Consider the following 19,520-nt stretch of genomic DNA (forward strand, 5'->3'; position numbering starts at 1 on the left):
TCATACTCGAACATGCGTTCGAGTCAAGAGGTGCTTTCGGGCTCGCTCTAGGATCGCTGGATGTTCACGTTGACTACGGAACGCCTTGTTCTTCGAGATTTCACTGCCGCGGATGAAGATGCCGTCCATCAGTACGCGTCCGACCCTGCCGTCTGTAGATATGTTGATTGGGGGCCGAACACCCCCGCGGTGACCAGGGCATTCCTGGCTGACGCGGCACTCGAAGCTGCGCTCGTCGAACGTCGCACGTTCACCCTGGCCATCACGTCGAAGGCTGATGGAACGGTCATCGGTTCGGTAGCTGTGTGGGAAGTATCTGCCGCGCACCGGCGGGCGGAACTCGGTTTTGTCGTGAACCCGAAGTTCCAAGGACGAGGTTATGCATCCGAGGCAGGGAGCGCGGTCCTGGGACTCGCCTTCGCTCGCCTTGGAGCACAGCGCGTGCAGGCAACGTGTCGTCCGGAGAACTCGGCGTCGGCGTCGGTGCTCACCAAAATCGGAATGGTGGAGGAGGGGCGGATGAGGGCGCACATGGTGATCCGGGGGACCGCGGTGGATTCGCTGCTTTTTGCTGCAACACGACCTGCCGCCGTACAGCCATAGACCGCGTCGGCTCACTTTCGTGACCTTCCCGGGCCCTGGTGCGATACTCGAACCATGTTCGAGGATGCCTTGCTCATCGACGCGGCCGGCCGGCCCACCATGCAGCATCACCAGGCCTTTTCTCGGGACTGGGACCGCATCAAGGAATGGTCCGACAACATCTACATGCCGTATACGGTCACGCCGATAGGAAGTCGGTTGAAGCCGGCTTCGGACATGTACTCGGCAGCGGTGGGCAAGATCGACGTGACCCGATTCTGCTACGGCATTCCGGTCTCTGTCGGTGAATGTTCTCCTGAGGCCGGAAACATTCTGGTTCTGACGACGATCAGAGGCAACGGCCGACATGCCCTTGGCCGGGGAGCTGCGGCAGATACTGCCGTGGGGGAGACTTTTGTCGCCGACTGTAGTCGGACCGACTATTTCGTCGAATTCGACGAGGATCATCTGCAGCTGAATCTCACTGTGCCGCATCAGCTTGTCGCCGACCACGCCCAGCAGTGGTACGGGGCGGTTCCCGACGATCGTCTGTGGCGGCACAAGTGCACCATCGGCGGGCGTGGCTCGAGTTGGCTCGCATTGATGGACTACGTCGTTCGCGCGATTGCAGAGTCGCCTGACGCGATGTCGAGTGAAAGGCTGGGCGCCAGGGTTCAAGAACTCATCACGGCTCAGCTTCTCGACGAGTGGGCGACGCAGGCCGGGTTGCAACTCGGCGCCGACGTCGCCTCCGCCGAACCGGCATACGTGCGATCGGCGGAGGAGTACATCGATACCTTCGCGCGCTCGGTACCGACGGCGTCCGAGATCGCCGCTGCGGTGGGTGTCAGTGTCCGGGCGCTCACTGCGGGATTTCGGCGGTACCGAGACACCACGCCGGGGCAACGATTGCGCGCGCGTCGACTGGAGGGGGTACGCAGCGAATTGTTGCGTTCCGAGGGGAGAACCGTCTCCGAAATCGCAAACGCCTGGGGCTACGTCAATCTGGGCATGTTTGCGGCCGCCTACCGGAAACGGTTCGGAGAGTTGCCTTCCGAGACTCGGAACCCACTCTGAGGACAGTTGTTTGAACGGTCATGACGATCGGTTTACGCACTCGATGAACTGCGATGATCCGTTGTTTCGTGTCGGAGCGTTCTGCAAGGATTGAAATCGAACGTGACAGCAATCCCACGAGCTAGGAGTACGTCATGGCAACTCGACTCAATCCGTACATCAGTTTCAACGGTAACGCGCGTGAAGCGTTGGAGTTCTACAAGGGCATTTTCGGTGGCACGCTGGCGCTGAGCACGTTCGGTGAATTCGGCAATCCCGGCGAAGGCGGGGACAAGATCATGCACGGAATGCTCGAGACCGATCAGGGATACACCCTGATGGGTGCTGACACTCCGCCAGGCATGCCGTACAACCCCGGCGACAACATCACGGTCAGCCTCAGCGGCGACGACGGCGATGTGCTGCGCGGGTACTGGGAGCAACTGTCGGGAACAGGTACGGTCAGCGTTCCGCTCGAGAAGCAGATGTGGGGCGACGAATTCGGCGCCTGTACAGACAAATTCGGTATTTCCTGGCTGGTGAATATCGGAGCGCCCCAGAGCTGACTCCAGACTCTGCCCGGTTCTGCCGAAACGAGACAGTTTTCCTGCCGTTTCGAGGCAGAGCCGGGTGTGTGATCGCCGTTACATTCTGTTCGACAAGACAAGTTGCAAGTCGGATGGAGAAATGCAGTGACGATCGAAGATATTGCGCGGAAGCCCCTTTCGAAGCAGCGCCTCGACGACGTGCTGGCGCGAGCAACTCAGGGGGCTGATCGCGTCCCGGGTGTGGTCGCGATGATCACGGATCGAGAAGGCAACATCTACGAGGGTGCTGCGGGCGAGCGGACTCTCGGTTCCGGCGTTCCGATGACCCTCGATACAACCTTTGCGCTCTTCTCCACCACCAAGGCGATCACCGGTACCGCTGTCCTGCAATGTGTGGAGGAGGGATTGCTCGATCTCGATGCACCTGCAGCGACCTATGTTCCCGACATCGGTGAGCTGAAGGTCCTGGACGGTTTCGACGCCGGCGGAAACCCCGTTCTTCGGGAACCCAAGCGTGACATCACCACTCGCATGCTGCTCCTTCACACTGCAGGGTTCGGCTACGACTTCTTCAACGAGTCGTACAACCGGCTCTCGCAGGAACATGGGCAGCCCAGCGTGATCACGTGTAGCAAAGCGGCGCTCACGACACCGCTGCTCTTCGACCCGGGTGAGAAATGGGAGTACGGCACCAACATCGACTGGGCCGGACAGGTCGTCGAGTCGATTCGAGGTCAGCGACTCGGCGATGTCATGCGTCAGCGCATCTTCGAACCTCTCGAGATGGCCGATACGGCATTCACGATGAGCTCGTCGATGAAGGATCGACTTGCGCCGATCCATCAGCGCGAGAGCGACGGAAGCCTCACTCCGCTCATCGGATTCGAGCTTCCGGCCGAACCCGAGGTGCACATGGGTGGTCACGGTTTGCACGGCACTGTAGGCGACTACATGAAGTTCATTCGTATGTGGCTCAACGACGGCGCGGGCACATCCGGTCGCGTGTTGTCGCCGGAGACGGTAGCTGCAGCCGTTCAGAACGGGCTCGAAGGCCAGCACGTGGGGTTGTTGCCCGGAGTTCTCCCGACGCTGTCCAACGATGCGGAATTCTTCCCCGGTGTACCCAAAGGATGGGCATACTCCTTCATGACAAATGAAGAGGTGGCACCCACCGGTAGGCCGGCCGGATCGCTGGCTTGGGCGGGTCTTGCCAACCTCTATTACTGGATCGACCGGCAGACCGGCGTCGGCGGGTTCTGGGCAACGCAGATTCTGCCGTTCGCGGACGCTGGATCCATCAACGGATACCTGGAATTCGAGACCGCCGTTTACCAGTGATCAGCTGGATTCCCGCTGTCCGGGATCGACTGTTTCTTTCGGGCGGGTTCGGAGTACGCATGCAGTACAGCGCACGCTTGCATACGACGAACTAGGAGACGGCATGAACAGCCTCGAAGGCAGCTTCGAAGGAAAAGTTGCACTGATCACCGGCGCCGCACGCGGTCAGGGGCGCGCCCACGCTGTTGCGTTCGCGGAGCGTGGCGCGGACATCGTGATCTGCGACCGGTGCGAGAACAGTGATGTCGTCGCCTACCCCCTCGCAAACGAGGAGGATCTGAAGGAAACCGTTCGTTTGGTGGAAGCCACCGGTCGTCGGTGCATTGCCGTCAAGGCAGACACTGCTGATCGCGACGCAATGGACGCGCTCGTTGCCCGCGCTGAAGCCGAGTTCGGCCGTGTCGACATCGCCGTCGCGAATGCCGGTGTGTCCGTGCCCGCTCCGATCACGTCGATGACGTCGGCACAGTGGAACGAAGTCATCTCGTCGAACCTGACCGGTGTGTTCAACACCGTTGCGGCCGTGTCAGGTGGAATGGCGGAACGTGGATACGGTCGCATCATCACGATTTCCTCGATGATGGGTCGATCCGGTGGCACCCAGATGGCGGCGTACGGCGCCTCCAAATGGGGCGTCATCGGTTTGACGAAGAGTGTGTCGCTCGAACTGGCCAACTCGGGTGTGACCGTGAATGCTATTGCACCGGGAAACATCTCGACGCCGATGATTCACAACGACATGATGTACGCAATGATGCGGCCTGACCTCGAATCGCCGACGGCAGGCGACGTCGAACCCGTGTACGCAACTCTGCATGCGCAGCCGGTCGGTTGGCTGGATCCCTTCGAGATCACGCGAGTAGTCCTGTTCCTCGCCGCCGACGCGAGTGCCCACATGAGTGGCATCGTGGTTCCTGTCGACGCCGGAGTAGCCGCTCGCTCGAACGCTTGACGGACAAGACTGTTCGCGCGAAAGCGCGGACCGGGTGGGTCGTCGGCGTCCTGAGTCTGAGCGGTGTGGTGGTCGCGCTGCAACAGACCTTGGTGGTGCCGGTCCTGCCTGCGTTCGCGACGGCATCGGGAGTTTCGTCCTCCACCGCTTCCTGGCTGGTGACCTCGACGTTGCTGACCGGTGCCGTCGCAACCCCTCTCATCGGCAGACTCGCCGACATGTTCGGCAAGCGCGCGATGATGCTCGTCTGTCTTGCCGTGATGATCGTCGGCTGCATGGTTGCTGCGCTCAGCCAGAGTTTCTGGTTACTGATCCTCGGGCGCTCGTTGCAGGGGTTCGCGACGGCACTTCTGCCCGTCGGAATCAGTATCATGCGCGATGTCCTTCCTCCGGAAAAGCTCAGTGGTGCAGTAGCTCTCATGAGTGCGACTTTGGGGATCGGTGGCATGTTCGGTATGCCGATGGCTGGGGTGATCTCGGCGCACTGGGGACTACCCGCGCTTTTCTGGGTCACCGGTGGATTCGGGGTAGTACTGATAGTCGTCTTGCCGCTGGTGGTGCCGGAATCGGCGGTGAAGAGTCGCGGACGCTTCGACTTTCTGGGGGCCACGGTCCTCACACTCGCTATGACTGCACTGCTGCTGGCCGTTTCGAAAGGAACCGAATGGGGCTGGGCAAGCCCCGAGGTTCTGGTTCTGATCGCGTCCGGCGTGGTCTTGCTCTGTGGATGGATTCCGTGGGAACTGCACACGCCGGCACCACTGGTCGATCTGCGGACTTCCCTTCGCGCTCCGATTCTGGTTTCGAACGTCTGCGCAGTATTACTCGGTTTTGCCATGTTCATCAGCGCGTTGGCGGCAACGCAGGAACTTCAGTTGCCCCTGGCGTCGGCGGACGGTCTCGGACTCTCGGCTGCCGAAGCCGGACTGGCGATGATGCCGGGCGGAGTCCTGATGATCGGATTGGCGCCGGTGTCGTCGAAAGTGACGAGGCGATGGGGAGCGAAGGCTACGTTGGCGTCGGGTGCGATCGTCATTGCAATCGGATATGTCTTGCGTGTGCTGTTGGCGCCGACGTTGGTCAATATCGTGATCGGCGCTGCCGTGGTATCGGCCGGTGTGGCATTTTCCCTGGCAGCCATGCCGACTCTGATCACCGAATCTGCGCCGATCCATCAGACTGCCTCGGCCAACGGATTCAACAGCCTGCTCCGTTCGGTCGGTACCTCCACCGGAAGCGCCGTTGCGGCAGCGGTATTGGCCAGTTCAACGGTGGTGATCGGTGCGAGCGCTGTGCCGACCCTGCATTCGTTCGCGGTTTTGTACTGGATCGGAGCGGGCGTATCAGCACTGGCCGCCGCGGTGACGTTGGCAGTGAAGGTGGAGCGGACGGGGGCGGTATCGCTGCCCGAGTTACCAATTGCAGCCGAAACCGATGGCGCAACGAAGATCGGGTGAGTTGTCGGACTCACCCGATCTTCGTCACCGTTATCTCCGACTGGAATCCACCAGGTACTCGAGATTCTGGTTGTACGGGGTGGCCGTTACCGCAGCGTGCGAACTCACCCGGGACACCTCGGTAGTGCCGCGAACGACAGAAGCCTTGATGGAACCTACTTTCAACGGGGCGATGCAGCTGCTCATCCCGGCCGGGGCATTGCAGGTGGTTGTCGTGGTTCCCACCGTCACTTTGACGACTGCGGGAGCGGTCAAGAAGGTGAGAACCTCGACGGTGTCGCGAGCGGGGGATGACCATTGGCGCAGTGACATCGGGGGTGTCGAAGGGTTGGCAGGCACTGCGGATACTTTCTGCGTTCGATAACTCAAATAGGCAGTATCGCGGACGATCGTCGGCATTACCCCTGACCGGAACCAGTACAGACCGTAGGCGTTGATGTCCAGCAGGGAGCGTCCGTGCCCGGCGCTGGGAGCGAAGGAAGTCCCCTCGCTGTAATCGTTCCAGGTTGTCAGTTGGACCCATTCGCTGCCTGAATCGAGCGCGATCTGCCAGGTATTGCGAAGATTCTGTGTGTTTTCCGCTTCGTCGTAGATGGCCTGGTTCGGTCTGACGTCCTGGAAGGAGACCGATTGCATCCAGATCTTTCCCAACGCATGGGCCGCGGCAGCCAAATCAAGCGGAGTATTTGGGCTGTTGACCACTGGGTTTCCCGCCGGATTCCGGTTTCCCCAACTCGACATGCCATAGCTGATGGAGGCAAACGCATTGCGGTTTGCCGCTGCGTCTAAAAACACCGGAACTAATGCGACATTTATCCCATAGGACTGACTCATCAGGGTGATGAACTGCGACCACCATGTTGGACTTTTGGCTTCTGCAAGAAATGGGGAAATAACGAGGCGTCCGTCCGCAAGTTTGAATACGGACGGTTTTGTCGCATATGGTGCCATTTCTGCGGCGAACTCTGCAGGCGTCATGTTATTGAAAGAAGCGCTCATATCGGGCATGAGCATTACTTTGAAATTCGGATCTACTGTGGCTGCGGCTTGCATGAGCGCGCCGGGAATGATTGAACCCCACCAACTGGTGTCCGTTGCCTTGGCCATGATGTCGACAGAGAACCCGTCGAGCCCAGCAGCGACCGCCTGACGAACTTCAGTTTCGAGATCTCTCTGACGCCACTGGGGATCTGCGATCGGAGGGCGTGGAGCAGGCCGATCGCGGATGAATCCAGCTGAGTTGACGTGTGCATTGTTCTCTCCATGCACTGTCATGTACTGAGTTGTGTAGAAGTCGCTGTTCGGGGTCGCGTTGTCGATAGATACCGGGTACGGCGGAAAATAATGTCCGAATACCTTCCGTCCGTTCAGCGTTGCCCGGTCCGGAATGTCGAAGGGGAGAGCAGCAGATTCCGGATTGGCAGAAAGAGCAGTGGGAGCAAACGTAGGTGATTCTGTGTGCCCTTGCCCCTGATAGGAATAGGCAAATGTGAGCGATAGTGCGATTGCCGTCGAGAGGCACATGAGACGGATTGTTTTCGGTAGGATTGCGTACCGTCGCATAGGGATGAAACGCATGGGAGTTATCCTCCAGGTCAGATTCTTCGGCTGTAGAGAAATTTGTTTGGAGTGCATTCTGAGGCACGAACTTTGCGACGCTAACATGAATTGAAATCCGGGGCACTCTCGTCCACTTGAATACGCGAGTGAGCCGAATCGTGAGGAGTCACGACGGTTGGGTCCTGTCGGGGGCCCGTTTGCAGGACTGCTGCGTGAAATCCTGGAATGTGTCGGCCTCCTGGGTCACACTGGGGAACGGACTACCGACGGATTACCGATGCGGGAGGGCTCATGACCGAAGCGATTGTGGCCGAGGGGCTGGTCAAGAAGTACGGCGACGTCACGGCATTGGACGGCATCGACCTGGAAGTGCGCGAGGGTTCGGTGATGGCCCTGTTGGGCCCCAACGGCGCCGGAAAAACCACTGCGGTAAGGATATTCACGACGCTGCTCATTCCGGACGGTGGACGCGCCAAGGTTGCCGGGCTGGACGTGGTCGAGGATGCGCGGGCGTTGCGGTCCAAGATCGGTGCTTCGGGTCAGTATGCCGCGGTCGACGAGTACCTGACGGGCTATGAGAACTTGGACATGGTCGGGAGGCTGTATCACCTCGGCGCCCGAAGCAGTAAGGCACGAGCGCGTGAATTGCTCGAGCAGTTCGATCTCGTCGAGGCTGGAGATCGGCCGGTCAAGGGCTATTCCGGTGGCATGCGCCGCCGACTCGATCTGGCCGGCGCATTGGTTGCTCGGCCGCAGGTGTTGTTTCTGGACGAGCCGACCACCGGCCTCGATCCTCGTGCGCGACTCGGTCTCTGGGATGTCATCGAAGGGTTGGTGGCGCAGGGGACAACGCTGTTGCTCACGACGCAATACATGGAGGAAGCCGAGAGGTTGGCCGACCAGATCGCCGTCATCGACCGCGGCTCGGTCATCGCGCGCGGTACTGCAGATCAGCTGAAGGCGCGGGTCGGGGGTGAGCGCATCGAACTGAGTGTGCACGAGGTCGAACATCTCGACATCGTCCGAGAAGAATTGCGCTCGCTTGCCGTGGGGGACATTCAGGTTCAAGAGAATGTCCGTCGCGTCACCGTTCCTGTCGACGACGGTACCGATGCGTTGGTCGCGGCGCTGAATCTCCTGTCGGCAAGAGGCATTCGGGTGTTCGACGTCGGTCTGCGCCGGCCCACTCTCGACGATGTCTTTCTGACACTGACCGGGCACCAGGCTGAACTGGAGGATCAGAAATGACCGTGCAGATGGCGCTCGAAGACGGTTTGACCATCGCCAGGCGAAACTTGATCAAGATCAAGCGCGTTCCGGATCTACTGGTGTTCACCACTTTGTCGCCGATCATGTTCGTGCTCTTGTTCGCATACGTGTTCGGCAGCGCGATCTCCGTCCCGGGCACGTCGTATCGAGAGTTCCTGATCGCCGGAATCTTCACGCAGACGGTCATATTCGGTGCTACCTGGACTGGTTTGGGGATGGTCGAAGACATTCAGAAAGGAATCATCGACAGATTTCGATCGCTGCCCATGGCTCCGTCTGCCGTGCTGACCGGCCGAACATCGAGTGACGTGTTGATCAACGTCATCAGCTTGGTGGTCATGTCGTTGACCGGTCTTCTGGTGGGGTGGCGCATCCATTCCAGCTTCCTCGAGGCGGTGGCCGGGTATGCGCTGCTTCTGTTCTTCGCGTACGCATTGTCATGGGTCATGGCTGTTGTCGGGCTTTGGATCCGCACGCCGGAGGTGTTCAACAACGCGAGTTTCATCGTCATCTTTCCGCTGTCGTTCATCGCGAACACTTTTGTCGAGACCACCAATCTTCCCGGCCCGCTCAAAGTGATCGCCGAATGGAATCCGGTGTCGGCGGTGACTCAGGCGGTGCGTGAACTGTTCGGCAATACCAATCCTGCGATGACGGTTCCGGATGCGTGGCCACTGCAGAATCCGGTCATCGCGTCGCTGTTGTGGACTTTCGGTTTGCTGATCGTCTTCGTGCCGTTCGCTATTCGTCGGTATCAGAAGGCAGTCAGCCGCTGACCTGGTGATTCCGGCCGGTAGGGTGGGTATGTGCCGGAGCCCGAACGCATCGACAAACGCAGCCTGAGATACGCCGGGCGACGTGAGGAGTTGCTCGACGCGCTGACCCGCTACGTCATCGACAACGGTGTCGGGGAACTGACGGTGAGGCAGCTCGCCAAGGCCGTAGGTGTGTCGCATGCGTCGTTGCTCAACCATTTCGAGAGCAAGGAGAACCTGCTCTCCGAGGTCATCGAGAACATGCGTGGTGAGTCCATTCCGATTGCGGTTCCGATGAAACCGGGGGTCGATCCGGCGGCAGTGCTGACCGCTTGGTGGACCGAACGTACGACGCCGGAGGTCCTGCCGCGGTTCCGAGTGATGGTCGAGATTTACGCCCTCGCGCTCGGCGACCGCGAACGCTACGGACGGTTCCTGGACCGTTTTGTAGGCGATTGGATCGAGGCACTGGAAGCCGGTCTACGACAAGCGGGTTGCCCCGAGGACGATGTTGCCTCTGTCGCTACTCTGTTGCTCTCGCAAATGCGGGGTCTGTCGATGGATCTTCTGGCCACTGGGGACCGGGCCCGCGTCGATCGTGCGTTCGGGCTTTTTGTCGACGGCTTTGCCGCCCGCGCTCGGGAGTGGTCCACGCCAGGATCCGATCGCCTTCAACACTGACCGATCACCACGGTCGAGGCGGTCTCACTGTAGGTTGCCACTCGAGTGAGAAAACCTCCCCGAGTGAATGTTTCAACAGTCATTTCGACCTGCTCCGTACTCGTCTCGACGAGAAGACAGCCACCCGGGCGTAGCCACGGCGCAGCGTCCGCGATGATGCGTCGCTGCAGGTCCAGTCCGTCGGTGCCGCCGTCCAACGAGACCAGCGGTTCGTGAAGACGGGCTTCGGGCGGCATCAGCCTGATCGAATCGGTGGGGACGTAAGGTGCATTGGCAACGACGACATCCACGCGACCGAGTAATTCCGTCGGCAGTGGTTCGAAGAGATCGCCTTCGAGTACGCGCTCGGGCGGTGTGATGTTTCGGCGAGCGCACCGCACCGCGGCTGGTTCCACATCTACCGCGTACAAATCGATGGCATCGAGCGTCGACTGCAGGACGGTACCGACAGCTCCTGAGCCACAACACATGTCGACGACGACGCTTCCCGAGTCGACGAGTGAGCAGGCCTGCCGGGCGAGGAACTCGGTGCGCCGGCGTGGGACGAAGACTCCAGAGTCGATGTGAATACGCAAGCCGCAGAACTCGACCCATCCGAGGACAGGTTCGAGTGGTTCGCCGGCAACTCGTCGGTCGACCATCGCGTCGAGTTCATCGAGAGAGCGTGCGGTGTGAAGAAGTAGGCGAGCCTCGTCTTCGGCGAATACGCAACCTGCTGCTCGGAGAATCGCGGCCACCGACTTCTGCTGCGAAGCAGGGAAGGTCGGGAGATCAGGTGCTGACATGAGAGAGCCTTTCGGCCTCCTGATCTCGCTGGGACCTGCACGTATCGAACACCGCCACCCTACCCGAGCAGGCGTGTCACGACGGTAGATGCGGAGTGGGAATCTAGGTTGACCAATTGGTAAGGCTGTTCTATGGTCTGAACTCGATCGGCTGATGTGGGGCCGATCACCACAGATGCACCGTCACCGCAATCGTAGGAGAAGTACGTGAGTAAGCGACTGGGTAGGACGCTCGTCGGGCTGAGTGCGAGTGCATTGGTGGCGTTGACAGTTGCGGCGCCGGCTGGAGCGGAACCGAATGATGCTCCGGGTGCTGTCGTGAGTCGGGAGTTACTCGGTCCCGATCGGGTGATCCCGGGTGCCGTGAGCGCAACAAAGGTGACGTACTGGTCGACGGGCCCGAAGGATGCGCCGATGACGAGTACCGGTGTGGTGTATCGCCCAGAGGGATCTCCGCCCGAGGGTGGTTGGCCGGTCATCTCCTATGCGCACGGAACGGTGGGTGTCGCGGATCAGTGTGCGCCGAGCAGCAGTGTTCCACTCGAACGGACTGCGACACATCTGGGTCACTGGCTGGAGCAGGGATACGCGGTGGTGACGACCGACTACGTGGGGCTCGGAACACCTGGTGTTCACCCGTATCTCGACGGTCGTTCCGCTGCACACAGCGTTGTGGACATGGTGCGTGCCGCTCGTGCGGTCGACGACGACCTGTCGAGCGAATGGGTTGCGATGGGACAGTCGCAGGGTGGGCAGGCGACTATGTTCACCGCTTCGCTTGCCACTGATTACGCGCCGGAGTTGGACTACCGCGGCGCTGTCGCCACTGGTGTCCCCTCGAACATCGAAAATCTTCTACCGCTCGGTGGTCCGGCTTTCCCGGCGCTTCCGCTCAAGGGTACGACGGTCTACATCGCGAACGTTCTTGACGGACTGCGTGCTTCGCGGCCGGACATCGACATCGACTCGTATCTGACCCCGCTCGGCAAGACCATCCTCGACGACGTCGAGAACAACATGTGCTACACCGAGGCGCGCACGAAGTACGGAACCGTCACACTCGGGCAGGTGCTGACGAAGTCGCTGGACAATCCAGTATTCATGGAGGCTGCGCGTGAACTGCTCACTGTGCCGACCGCAGGATACGACCGCCCGTTCTTCATTGGTCAGGGGTTGTCGGACATCGATGTTCCGGCACCGCTGACACTGAAGTTCGCGGCTGACCTCGCTGCCAACGGTGTGGAGTTTGCATTCCATACCTATCCCACTGATCATCTGGGAACCGTCCCGGCTTCGGTTCCAGACAGCACTCCCTTTGTCGCGGCGCTGTTCTCTGGTCGACAACCCTGTACCGGAAGCCTCTGCTGACCAAGGTCTTTCAGATGACCCCCACTCCGCGAAGGTAGATGTCGATCGGGATCCGAAGTTGCCGAACGGTTTCGCTGGAGTGAGGGTCCCGGCTACGTGATCCCAGGCAATAGTCGAAGATCAAGCCCTCCAGCAGGCTCAGGAAATTTGCGGCAGAGACATCAGGGTCGCCAACACCAGCGGTTTCGAAGACGGGTCTTGCCTTCTCCAGCGAAAACAGACTGCCTTCGAGGAGTTGGTGCAATGCCGAATCTCGGGGAGATTCCACGAGTAGTGCATAGCGCGCGATCAATTCGTGTCTGCGGTGCGAGAGAAGATCGTCGAGATACTCGGCCGTCAGGGCAGCAGGATCGCTGGGCCTCTCGCGGAGTTCGCCGAAAGTCGAACGTGACCGGTGCACGATGTGCAATGCGGTTGCTTCGAGAAGTGCCTCGCGAGTGCGGAAATAGTACGACGTCGAACCGGCAGGAAGTTCCAGGGACTGATCAACCGCCCGATGGGTGAGTGCACGCGGGCCCTGCTCGGCGATGATCGTGACGGCGGATGCCGCAATGAGGGCTCTGCGATCGGGCTTCATGTCGTTCCTTGCTGTCGATGTTGCATGCTGCCGGAGTTGCATGCTGCAGATGGTGCGTCGTGAGGGTCACATTGACTCGATTTGCCCTCGGTCACTAGCCTCGACTCTACAGATGTAGAGGAGCCTCATGTTACTGGACGAAGAGCAGTTGGCGGCACATGAAGCCCTCGATGCACTGCGGGCCCGAATCTCGGGCGGTGAGGTCGGCGGAGGGATCTACCTCTGGGGTAGCGTCGGCCGCGGTAAGACGATGCTCATGGACGAGTTCTACGAGAGCATCCGAGTCGGCAAGCGGCGCATTCACTTTCATCGGTTCTTTGCAGATCTGCACTCTCGGGCGCACGAACTCGGGTCGATGGGCGCGGCACTGGACCACGTCGTCGACGGAATCCGCATGCTCTGTTTCGACGAGTTCCACATCGACGACGTCGCCGACGCCATGTTCATGGCAAGGGTTCTCGACACAATCGTCGCGAAAGGTGTGACTGTTGTTGTCACGTCCAATGTCCCGCCGACCGATCTTCTTCCGAATCCGCTTTTTCACGAGCAGTTCGTTTCGTCGATCGAGTTGATCGAGCGGACTCTCGAGGTGATCGAATTGGGTGGCTCCGTCGACTATCGGACGGCGGGTCAGCCAGGTGCCGGGGACTACCGTTTTGCGACAGGGGAATTCCTCGTCGGCTCGGGAATCACGTGGCCTTCGGGCGAAAGTGTCGAATTGACGATAGGCACGCGCACATTGGAGTGCTCGGCGATTCGAGACGGCGTTGTCTGGTTCGACTTCGAGGTGCTGTGCGCTGGTTCGACCTCGGCTGCCGACTATCTCGAGCTTGCCTCCCGCTTCGACGACTGGGTGATCTTCGGAGTACCGGTGCTCGCGGAAGCTTCGGAATTTGCCCTTCGCCGTTTCGGAAATGTCGTCGATGTTCTCTACGACGTCGATGCGCGACTGACGGTGTATGCCGCTGCCGGTGTGGAGGACGTTGCGGGCAGTCTTCGGGACGTTCCCGGATTGGCGCGCCTCTACAGTCGTCTGTCGTTGCTGGCGAGGACGGAGATGGACAGCGTCAACGGGGACGGACAGCGTCAGTTGAGGAGTAGCGTCAATTCCAGGTGAGGTCGCCGGTCGCGGCGCTGGGCGTGAGCCCGAACATACTGTGGCAGATACGGTTGAGATGGGCGCTGTCGGTGAAACCGGCCTCGTGTGCACTGGTTGTCAGGGTTGCGCCACTGCTCATCACTTCCATGGCACGTCGTAACCGTAACCAGCGGATGTAGGTCGAAAAGCTCATCTGCAGTTGATCGTTGAAGATTCTTCCCAGCCGTCCGGGCGAGATGGAGACCAGGGCGGCGATGTCCGTCAGTGTGACCTGCCCCGAGATTCTCTCGGGAAGTAGCGTCAGGGCATGCTCGAGGGCCGGGTGAAGAGCGCCTAAGTTCGACGCCTTTTCGCGTTCGGATAGTGAATCGATCAGCCTCGCTGCGTATTCCAGATCCGAATCAGCGCCGCGGTCCGTCATCACTACTGCGGTCTGCCCACGGTCCGACCAGTCGGCCACATCACCGCGGCCCGGCTCCGGTGGCCTGATGCGCAGACCCATCCCGGTGGTGGAGTCAACGTAGATCGCCCGTCCCCGCGCACCCTCGGAGGCGGACAACGCGTGGACCGCCCCGGATGGAATGACCACGGACCGCACGACTTCACTGTGGCCGTCCCCGTCCGTGACCGTGACGTCCCCGTCGTCGATGATCATGATCTGAACAGCGGCGTGCGAATGCATGTGCGCGGATCCCACTGCGCCGGTGAACATGAGAATTCCGGGCTGCATGTGGACGGCGCCGGACCAGGTCATGTCGGAAATCATAGTGACGACCCTGACAGAGCTCGGGGTCCGGTCATCCTCCGGTAGGACCGAGCTCAGTCCGAAGATCGTGCGCTGGGCCGATGTGTTCGCGAGGGGTTCACGAGAAGGTGGAATCATGAACAACGCACAAGCACCCGCAGTCCTGTCGGTCCACGCGCTGGGCAAGTCGTACGGCGACGTTCCGGTGCTCCGAGGTGTATCGCTGGAAGTGCGCGCCGGCACTGCCACGGCCATCATGGGTCCTTCAGGATCGGGGAAGTCGACACTGCTGCATTGCATGTCAGGAATCGTCAAGCCCGACTCGGGAGCAATCTTGCTGAGCGGCCGGCATATCGAGAACCTCGGTGAGAACGACCGCAGCCGGCTCCGACGGGAGTCGTACGGTTTCGTTTTTCAATCGGGCCAACTGTTGCCGGAGCTTCCGGCGATCGAGAATGTCGCGCTGCCTCTCGTACTCAACGGGTTGTCCATCGCAGAAGCCAAGCGGACGGCACACGGCTTCTTCGCGCCCTTGGGGCTGGATGGGCTGCAGGATCGTCGCCCGGGTCAGATGTCGGGTGGGCAGTCGCAACGTGTCGCGATTGCGCGAGCGTTGGTGACCAAACCCGCCGTTCTCTTCGCGGACGAGCCGACCGGTGCCCTCGACGCGCAGACGAGTTGGGAAGTGATGAGGGTGTTGCGTGATTCGGCTCAACAGATCGGTTCTGCGTTGGTCGTCGTCACTCACGATGCCGAAGTCGCTCGGTGGTGTGATCGCACGATGATGATGCAGGCCGGTTCGCTCGTCGGGACACAGGTGGCGGCATGAAGGCCACAGCGCGCGTTGCATTGATGACGGTGCGCGGTGAAGGGCGAAAGGCCTTGAGTACCTTCGCGCTCCCAGTGTCCGCATTTGCCGCCTCGACGACGTTGTTGCTGACGGTGCTCGGCGGCTACGGTGCATTCGCGGGCAGATCGAGCGAACCCGAAGCCGAGGCGTACCTAGCGCTCGCAGGGGTTGCTTCGGTGTTGATGATCGTTCCAGCCGTCACTCTCGGTCTGGCGGCGGCCCGCTTGGGCGCGCGCCGTCGCGACGAACGACTCGCCTCGCTGCGACTCATCGGATCCACCCCTCGCCAGATCGTTGCGCTGTGCGCTGCGGAATCGGGTATCCAGGGCTTGGCCGGTGCGTTGATCGGTGTGGTGGGATACCTCCTCGCGTTGCCGCTCGTAGCTCTCTTGAGATTTCAAGGTCGGACATTCGAGTGGAGTGAGCTTTGGGTAGGCGCACTTCCGCTGGTGGGCATCGTATTCGGAATGACCATCCTGGCTGCTTTGACGTCGATGCTCGGGATGCGCCAGGTGTTCGTGAGCCCGTTGGGCGTCACGGCGGGCAATCCCAGCGCCGCACCGAAGATGATCTTCGCTGTGGCTGGGGTGGGGGTTCTTGTGGGATGGAGTGCATTCGGGGGCTCCGCGGCAAGCATCGCGGCAATCCTGGTGGGCCTTGGTCTCTGCTTCGGCGTTGTTGCGTTGGTCGGTCCGTTCGTCATTTCGCTGCTTGGACGGATCATGCTCAAATGCGCCAAAGACGGTGCTTCACTGATTGCGGCGCGTCGGGTCCTGGATAATCCGAAGGCTGTGTGGCGCACGGTCAGCGGTGTGACGATGGCCAGCTTTGTTGCCGCAGGCACATCTCTCCTCGCCGCGATAGGCAACGGGGAAGGGCAGGATTTGCAGCCAGGGCAGGAGTTCCTGTTCGCGGACATGAGAACCGGGGTGTTGTTCACTCTCGGAGCAACATTCACGTTGGCGGCCATCTCGTCTGCGCTCACCCAGGTATCCGGGATCCTCGACAACCGTGAGCTGTATCGGAGTCTGACTTTGGCCGGCACACCTGTCGAGGTGATGGACAGCGCCCGCATGAGGCACGTTCGCACTCCCGTCGTGGTGATGGCACTGGCCGGCGCCGGCGCTGCACTGCTGTTCCTCTTCCCGCTGGCAGGGGCAGCCGTATTGACCACTCCGATGGCGCTGGTTCAGTTGGGCGTCACCCTGGCTGTGGGGATCGCGTTGGTGTTGGCCAGTGCGTTTGCAGCCAAGCCCGTCATGCGACGGGTACTCGCGGGCTGAATCTCCACCGATCGTCCGTCAGTTCTGTTTCCGGAACGGTTCGGCCAACTGGCCGAGGTAGTCGTCCGGGTAGTCGGGTTTGGCCGCCATTCCGAGATCGTCACTGCTGAAGCGCTTTTCCGGATCGAAAGAATAAGTGCGGAAAAGGTGATCCCAGATCAGAGTGAACAAACCGAAATTGACGTCACCGATTCCCGCCCACTTCAGGTGATGGAATCGGTGGCCGGCGTTGAGGGCGAGTATCGGACGCAGGGGGCCGATGCGGTAATCGGCATTCGAATGCTGAAGCAGGAGTTGGACAGCGACACAAACCGCGAGCGCCGAGGCAACCGGGACGGGCATCCCGAGGAGGATCAGTGGCAGGACGCCGCCGGCGGTTTCGAAAGTCTGATGCACGGGGTGCTTCATCAGTCCGTTCATACCGTAGAACCGTTCGAGGCTGTGATGAACCGCGTGGAAACGCCACAACCATCCAACCTTGTGGCTGATCAAATGCACGACGGTGATGCCGAAATCGGTAACCAACACTGCGAAGACGACCTGAAGGACAAACGGAAGACCGCTCGGCCACAGCCCGTCGAACGGAATCACCGCGGCCATCAACGGGATTACCGCGACGCTGACCAAGATGAGGGATTCGTTGACAAACGCATGGACAGCGTCGCGAAACCTGTCCGGTCCCGGGGCATTCCACGAAGATTCGTAGGGAAGCGCCCGTTCGGCCGCGAAAGAGCAGGCCACTGCGAAGAGAATCAATGCCACCAGTGACCATTTCGGCGCGCCGGATGCCGCCAGCGCGATTGCGGCTCCGTTGATTCCCAAGAGCATGAACGGGACGTACCCGTATCTGACGATGAAGGTGAGCATGTGATCGATGGTGCTTGATAGCGGTTGCTCTCGACTTGTACGAATCGGTCGACTTTCAGTCAGTCGAAACTGCCAGACGTACGTTTGACATGCACATCTGCCGCAGTGCGTTCTTCGCGGTGAGCGCACACGCACCGTGGTTCCGGTCGATCCGTACGAACGGCGTGCACTGACCGGGCTAGCAGGCGGAGTCGATCTTTGCCTGTTGCAAAGTGTTCGTTGGTGCAGCTGGTCGTCCAGAATTAGAAGCTTGTTGAGGGGAAGCGGTTCTGAGGCTGCCCCTCAACAGCAGTTAGTGGGCGAAAGCAGTCCTTTGGGGTCGATCGGCGTTGCTCTTACGAAGTTGCTCGACGACTTCGTTGAGGGCGGTGGCGAGTTTGTACGCGAGATCTTGGCTGAAACCTTCTCGTAGCACGATCCGCAGGACGGCGACATCTTCGGCGTCGGCGGGCATGGTGTACGCGGGCACTTGGAATCCGCGTGCCCGGAGTTCGTGGGAGATGTCGAAGACAGTGAAGCCTGGGTCGTCGACGACTTCGAAGGACAAGACCGGTATAGCGGTGCCGTCGGTGATGATCGCCATGTTGTCGATTTTGGAGATTGCGGCGGAAAGCATAAGCGCGGTGTCGCGCAGCGATTCCATGATCTGGGTGTATCCGGCGACGCCGAGGCGGATGAAGTTGTAGTACTGCCCGACGACCTGGTTGCCAGATCGAGAGAAGTTGAGGGTGAAGGTCGGCATGTCGCCGCCGAGATAGTTGACCCGGAACACCAAGTCTTCCGGTAGGTGTTCTTTCGAGCGCCAGACGACGAAACCGATGCCAGGATATGTCATGCCGTACTTGTGGCCACTGACGTTGATCGAGACCACACGCGGAACCTTGAAGTCCCACATCAGCTCGGGGTGCAGGAACGGGACGACGAAACCTCCACTGGCAGCGTCGACGTGGAGGGGGACGTCGGGACCACCGTTTGAGGCGATCTCGTCGAGGGCTTCGGCGATCTCGGCGACGGGTTCGAGCTCGCCGGTGAATGTAGTGCCCAGGATGGCGACCACGCCGATGGTGTTCTCGTCGACGGCGTCACGGACCTGTTCGGGAGTGATGACGTAGCGGCCCCTTTCCATGGGGAGGTATTTTGGTTCGACGTCGAAGTAGCGGCAGAACTTTTCCCAGACGACCTGGACGTTGCTGCCGAGGATGAGATTGGGCTTCGTGGTGTCTTTACCTTCTTGTTCGCGGCGCTGGCGCCAGCGCCATTTGAGTGCGAGGCCGCCGAGCATCACAGCTTCGGAGGACCCTACCGTTGAGACCCCCGTTGCGGACGCAGGGTCGGAGGTCAGCCCTTCTGCGTGGAAGAGGTCGGCAACCATGTTGACGCAACGAGTTTCGATCTCCGCTGTCGCGGGATACTCGTCTTTGTCGATCATGTTCTTGTCGAATGTCTCGGCCATCAGCTTGTCTGCCTGAGGATCCATCCAAGTGGTGACGAAGGTTGCCAGGTTCAGTCGGGAACTGCCGTCGAGCATCAGTTCGTCGTGGATGAATCGGTACGCCGCTTCGGGATCCGACTCGGCCTTGGGCATTTTCAGAGCTGGAATCGGATCGGTGCCGAGCCGTCCTGTGTACGCCGGTGCGAGGGTTTCGGTGGGAGCTGCGAAGCTGTCTGACATTTTTTTCTCCTCCAGTATGCGAGCGTGCGGGGTACGACTTGGACGGTGATTCAAATGTGGTCGACTGTGAAGATGT

At 60.5% G+C, this 19,520-nt stretch carries 19 protein-coding genes; 13 read left to right on the forward strand and 6 right to left on the reverse strand.

Annotated elements, in window-relative coordinates:
• Positions 1 to 60 precede the first annotated feature (60 nt).
• From FEZ59_RS03555 to FEZ59_RS03580, 6 genes are all read left to right on the forward strand, one after another.
• Positions 61 to 603 carry a GNAT family protein gene (locus tag FEZ59_RS03555; RefSeq protein ID WP_070385798.1) on the forward strand — a complete coding sequence of 181 codons (543 nt, stop codon included), beginning with the start codon at positions 61 to 63 and terminating at the stop codon, positions 601 to 603.
• A 54-nt stretch (positions 604 to 657) separates the two neighbouring features.
• Complete coding sequence (locus FEZ59_RS03560; protein ID WP_172932254.1) at positions 658 to 1,659, forward strand: AraC family transcriptional regulator; 1,002 nt, start codon at positions 658 to 660, stop codon at positions 1,657 to 1,659.
• Positions 1,660 to 1,793: 134 nt separating this feature from the next.
• Positions 1,794 to 2,204, forward strand: a complete 411-nt coding sequence (locus FEZ59_RS03565) for a VOC family protein (protein WP_003945857.1) — start codon at positions 1,794 to 1,796, stop codon at positions 2,202 to 2,204.
• A gap of 180 nt (positions 2,205 to 2,384) precedes the next feature.
• Complete coding sequence (locus FEZ59_RS03570; RefSeq protein ID WP_264614621.1) at positions 2,385 to 3,524, forward strand: serine hydrolase domain-containing protein; 1,140 nt, start codon at positions 2,385 to 2,387, stop codon at positions 3,522 to 3,524.
• A 103-nt stretch (positions 3,525 to 3,627) separates the two neighbouring features.
• Positions 3,628 to 4,476, forward strand: a complete 849-nt coding sequence (locus FEZ59_RS03575) for a mycofactocin-coupled SDR family oxidoreductase (protein ID WP_134998445.1) — start codon at positions 3,628 to 3,630, stop codon at positions 4,474 to 4,476.
• A complete protein-coding gene (locus FEZ59_RS03580) occupies positions 4,473 to 5,933 on the forward strand; it encodes an MFS transporter (RefSeq protein ID WP_021342838.1) in 1,461 nt (486 codons plus the stop codon). Before FEZ59_RS03575 ends, FEZ59_RS03580 begins: the two co-directional genes overlap by 4 nt.
• A 30-nt stretch (positions 5,934 to 5,963) precedes the next feature.
• Here FEZ59_RS03580 and FEZ59_RS03585 read toward each other — a convergent pair whose 3' ends face one another.
• A complete protein-coding gene (locus tag FEZ59_RS03585; RefSeq protein WP_134998444.1) occupies positions 5,964 to 7,457 on the reverse strand; it encodes a glycoside hydrolase family 71 protein in 1,494 nt (497 codons plus the stop codon).
• Between the two features lie 327 nt (positions 7,458 to 7,784).
• On the opposite strand from FEZ59_RS03585, the gene FEZ59_RS03590 reads away from it, so the two are divergent.
• From FEZ59_RS03590 to FEZ59_RS03600, 3 genes are read left to right on the forward strand one after another with little or no spacing between them, the layout of a single operon-like run.
• On the forward strand, positions 7,785 to 8,741 hold the full coding sequence (locus tag FEZ59_RS03590; protein WP_003945489.1) for a daunorubicin resistance protein DrrA family ABC transporter ATP-binding protein: 957 nt from the start codon (positions 7,785 to 7,787) through the stop codon (positions 8,739 to 8,741).
• Positions 8,738 to 9,538, forward strand: coding sequence for an ABC transporter permease (locus tag FEZ59_RS03595; protein ID WP_003945537.1), 801 nt, complete (start codon positions 8,738 to 8,740; stop codon positions 9,536 to 9,538). Before FEZ59_RS03590 ends, FEZ59_RS03595 begins: the two co-directional genes overlap by 4 nt.
• A 30-nt stretch (positions 9,539 to 9,568) precedes the next feature.
• On the forward strand, positions 9,569 to 10,198 hold the full coding sequence (locus FEZ59_RS03600; protein WP_021342839.1) for a TetR/AcrR family transcriptional regulator: 630 nt from the start codon (positions 9,569 to 9,571) through the stop codon (positions 10,196 to 10,198).
• On the opposite strand, the gene FEZ59_RS03605 is transcribed toward FEZ59_RS03600, so the two are convergent.
• Positions 10,189 to 10,983: a putative protein N(5)-glutamine methyltransferase gene (locus FEZ59_RS03605; protein WP_113682108.1), complete on the reverse strand. Its 795-nt coding sequence runs from the start codon at positions 10,981 to 10,983 to the stop codon at positions 10,189 to 10,191. The two genes, FEZ59_RS03600 and FEZ59_RS03605, sit on opposite strands and share 10 nt — an antisense overlap.
• 207 nt (positions 10,984 to 11,190) lie before the next feature.
• On the opposite strand from FEZ59_RS03605, the gene FEZ59_RS03610 reads away from it, so the two are divergent.
• On the forward strand, positions 11,191 to 12,351 hold the full coding sequence (locus tag FEZ59_RS03610) for a lipase family protein (RefSeq protein ID WP_172932255.1): 1,161 nt from the start codon (positions 11,191 to 11,193) through the stop codon (positions 12,349 to 12,351).
• 10 nt (positions 12,352 to 12,361) lie between these two features.
• On the opposite strand, the gene FEZ59_RS03615 is transcribed toward FEZ59_RS03610, so the two are convergent.
• Positions 12,362 to 12,928, reverse strand: coding sequence for a TetR family transcriptional regulator (locus tag FEZ59_RS03615; RefSeq protein ID WP_021342843.1), 567 nt, complete (start codon positions 12,926 to 12,928; stop codon positions 12,362 to 12,364).
• 127 nt (positions 12,929 to 13,055) lie between these two features.
• Here FEZ59_RS03615 and zapE point away from each other — a divergent pair, with 127 nt between their 5' ends.
• On the forward strand, positions 13,056 to 14,045 hold the full coding sequence (gene zapE, locus FEZ59_RS03620; RefSeq protein WP_172932256.1) for a cell division protein ZapE: 990 nt from the start codon (positions 13,056 to 13,058) through the stop codon (positions 14,043 to 14,045).
• Here zapE and FEZ59_RS03625 read toward each other — a convergent pair.
• Positions 14,032 to 14,781, reverse strand: a complete 750-nt coding sequence (locus tag FEZ59_RS03625) for an AraC family transcriptional regulator (RefSeq protein WP_021342845.1) — start codon at positions 14,779 to 14,781, stop codon at positions 14,032 to 14,034. The two genes, zapE and FEZ59_RS03625, sit on opposite strands and share 14 nt — an antisense overlap.
• Here FEZ59_RS03625 and FEZ59_RS03630 point away from each other — a divergent pair.
• Together FEZ59_RS03630 and FEZ59_RS03635 are read left to right on the forward strand one after the other, a co-directional pair.
• Complete coding sequence (locus FEZ59_RS03630) at positions 14,756 to 15,601, forward strand: ABC transporter ATP-binding protein (RefSeq protein WP_029254452.1); 846 nt, start codon at positions 14,756 to 14,758, stop codon at positions 15,599 to 15,601. The genes FEZ59_RS03625 and FEZ59_RS03630 overlap by 26 nt on opposite strands.
• Positions 15,598 to 16,905 (forward strand): FtsX-like permease family protein, encoded by a 1,308-nt coding sequence (locus FEZ59_RS03635; RefSeq protein WP_020906135.1) that lies wholly within the window; start codon positions 15,598 to 15,600, stop codon positions 16,903 to 16,905. The genes FEZ59_RS03630 and FEZ59_RS03635 overlap by 4 nt, the downstream gene beginning before the upstream one ends.
• An 18-nt stretch (positions 16,906 to 16,923) precedes the next feature.
• Here FEZ59_RS03635 and FEZ59_RS03640 read toward each other — a convergent pair whose 3' ends face one another.
• Both FEZ59_RS03640 and FEZ59_RS03645 read right to left on the reverse strand, forming a co-directional pair.
• Positions 16,924 to 17,772 (reverse strand): sterol desaturase family protein, encoded by an 849-nt coding sequence (locus FEZ59_RS03640; RefSeq protein WP_021332379.1) that lies wholly within the window; start codon positions 17,770 to 17,772, stop codon positions 16,924 to 16,926.
• Positions 17,773 to 18,064: 292 nt separating this feature from the next.
• Positions 18,065 to 19,444, reverse strand: coding sequence for a glutamate decarboxylase (locus FEZ59_RS03645; RefSeq protein WP_019746876.1), 1,380 nt, complete (start codon positions 19,442 to 19,444; stop codon positions 18,065 to 18,067).
• Between the last annotated feature and the right edge of the window lie 76 nt (positions 19,445 to 19,520).

Source organism: Rhodococcus sp. MS13, from assembly GCF_013277835.1.
GTDB lineage: Bacteria > Actinomycetota > Actinomycetes > Mycobacteriales > Mycobacteriaceae > Rhodococcus_F > Rhodococcus_F erythropolis.

Bases quoted from the DNA above. Each gene is read 5' to 3' on its own strand.
- FEZ59_RS03555 (WP_070385798.1), top strand. From the start codon at position 61: ATGTTCACGTTGACTACGGAACGCCTTGTTCTTCGAGATTTCACTGCC.
- FEZ59_RS03560 (WP_172932254.1), top strand. From the start codon at position 658: ATGTTCGAGGATGCCTTGCTCATCGACGCGGCCGGCCGGCCCACCATG.
- FEZ59_RS03565 (WP_003945857.1), top strand. From the start codon at position 1,794: ATGGCAACTCGACTCAATCCGTACATCAGTTTCAACGGTAACGCGCGT.
- FEZ59_RS03575 (WP_134998445.1), top strand. From the start codon at position 3,628: ATGAACAGCCTCGAAGGCAGCTTCGAAGGAAAAGTTGCACTGATCACC.
- FEZ59_RS03585 (WP_134998444.1), bottom strand. From the start codon at position 7,457: ATGTGCCTCTCGACGGCAATCGCACTATCGCTCACATTTGCCTATTCC.
- FEZ59_RS03590 (WP_003945489.1), top strand. From the start codon at position 7,785: ATGACCGAAGCGATTGTGGCCGAGGGGCTGGTCAAGAAGTACGGCGAC.
- FEZ59_RS03595 (WP_003945537.1), top strand. From the start codon at position 8,738: ATGACCGTGCAGATGGCGCTCGAAGACGGTTTGACCATCGCCAGGCGA.
- FEZ59_RS03605 (WP_113682108.1), bottom strand. From the start codon at position 10,983: ATGTCAGCACCTGATCTCCCGACCTTCCCTGCTTCGCAGCAGAAGTCG.
- FEZ59_RS03615 (WP_021342843.1), bottom strand. From the start codon at position 12,928: ATGAAGCCCGATCGCAGAGCCCTCATTGCGGCATCCGCCGTCACGATC.
- zapE (WP_172932256.1), top strand. From the start codon at position 13,056: ATGTTACTGGACGAAGAGCAGTTGGCGGCACATGAAGCCCTCGATGCA.
- FEZ59_RS03630 (WP_029254452.1), top strand. From the start codon at position 14,756: ATGTGGACGGCGCCGGACCAGGTCATGTCGGAAATCATAGTGACGACC.
- FEZ59_RS03625 (WP_021342845.1), bottom strand. From the start codon at position 14,781: ATGACCTGGTCCGGCGCCGTCCACATGCAGCCCGGAATTCTCATGTTC.
- FEZ59_RS03635 (WP_020906135.1), top strand. From the start codon at position 15,598: ATGAAGGCCACAGCGCGCGTTGCATTGATGACGGTGCGCGGTGAAGGG.
- FEZ59_RS03640 (WP_021332379.1), bottom strand. From the start codon at position 17,772: ATGCTCACCTTCATCGTCAGATACGGGTACGTCCCGTTCATGCTCTTG.
- FEZ59_RS03645 (WP_019746876.1), bottom strand. From the start codon at position 19,444: ATGTCAGACAGCTTCGCAGCTCCCACCGAAACCCTCGCACCGGCGTAC.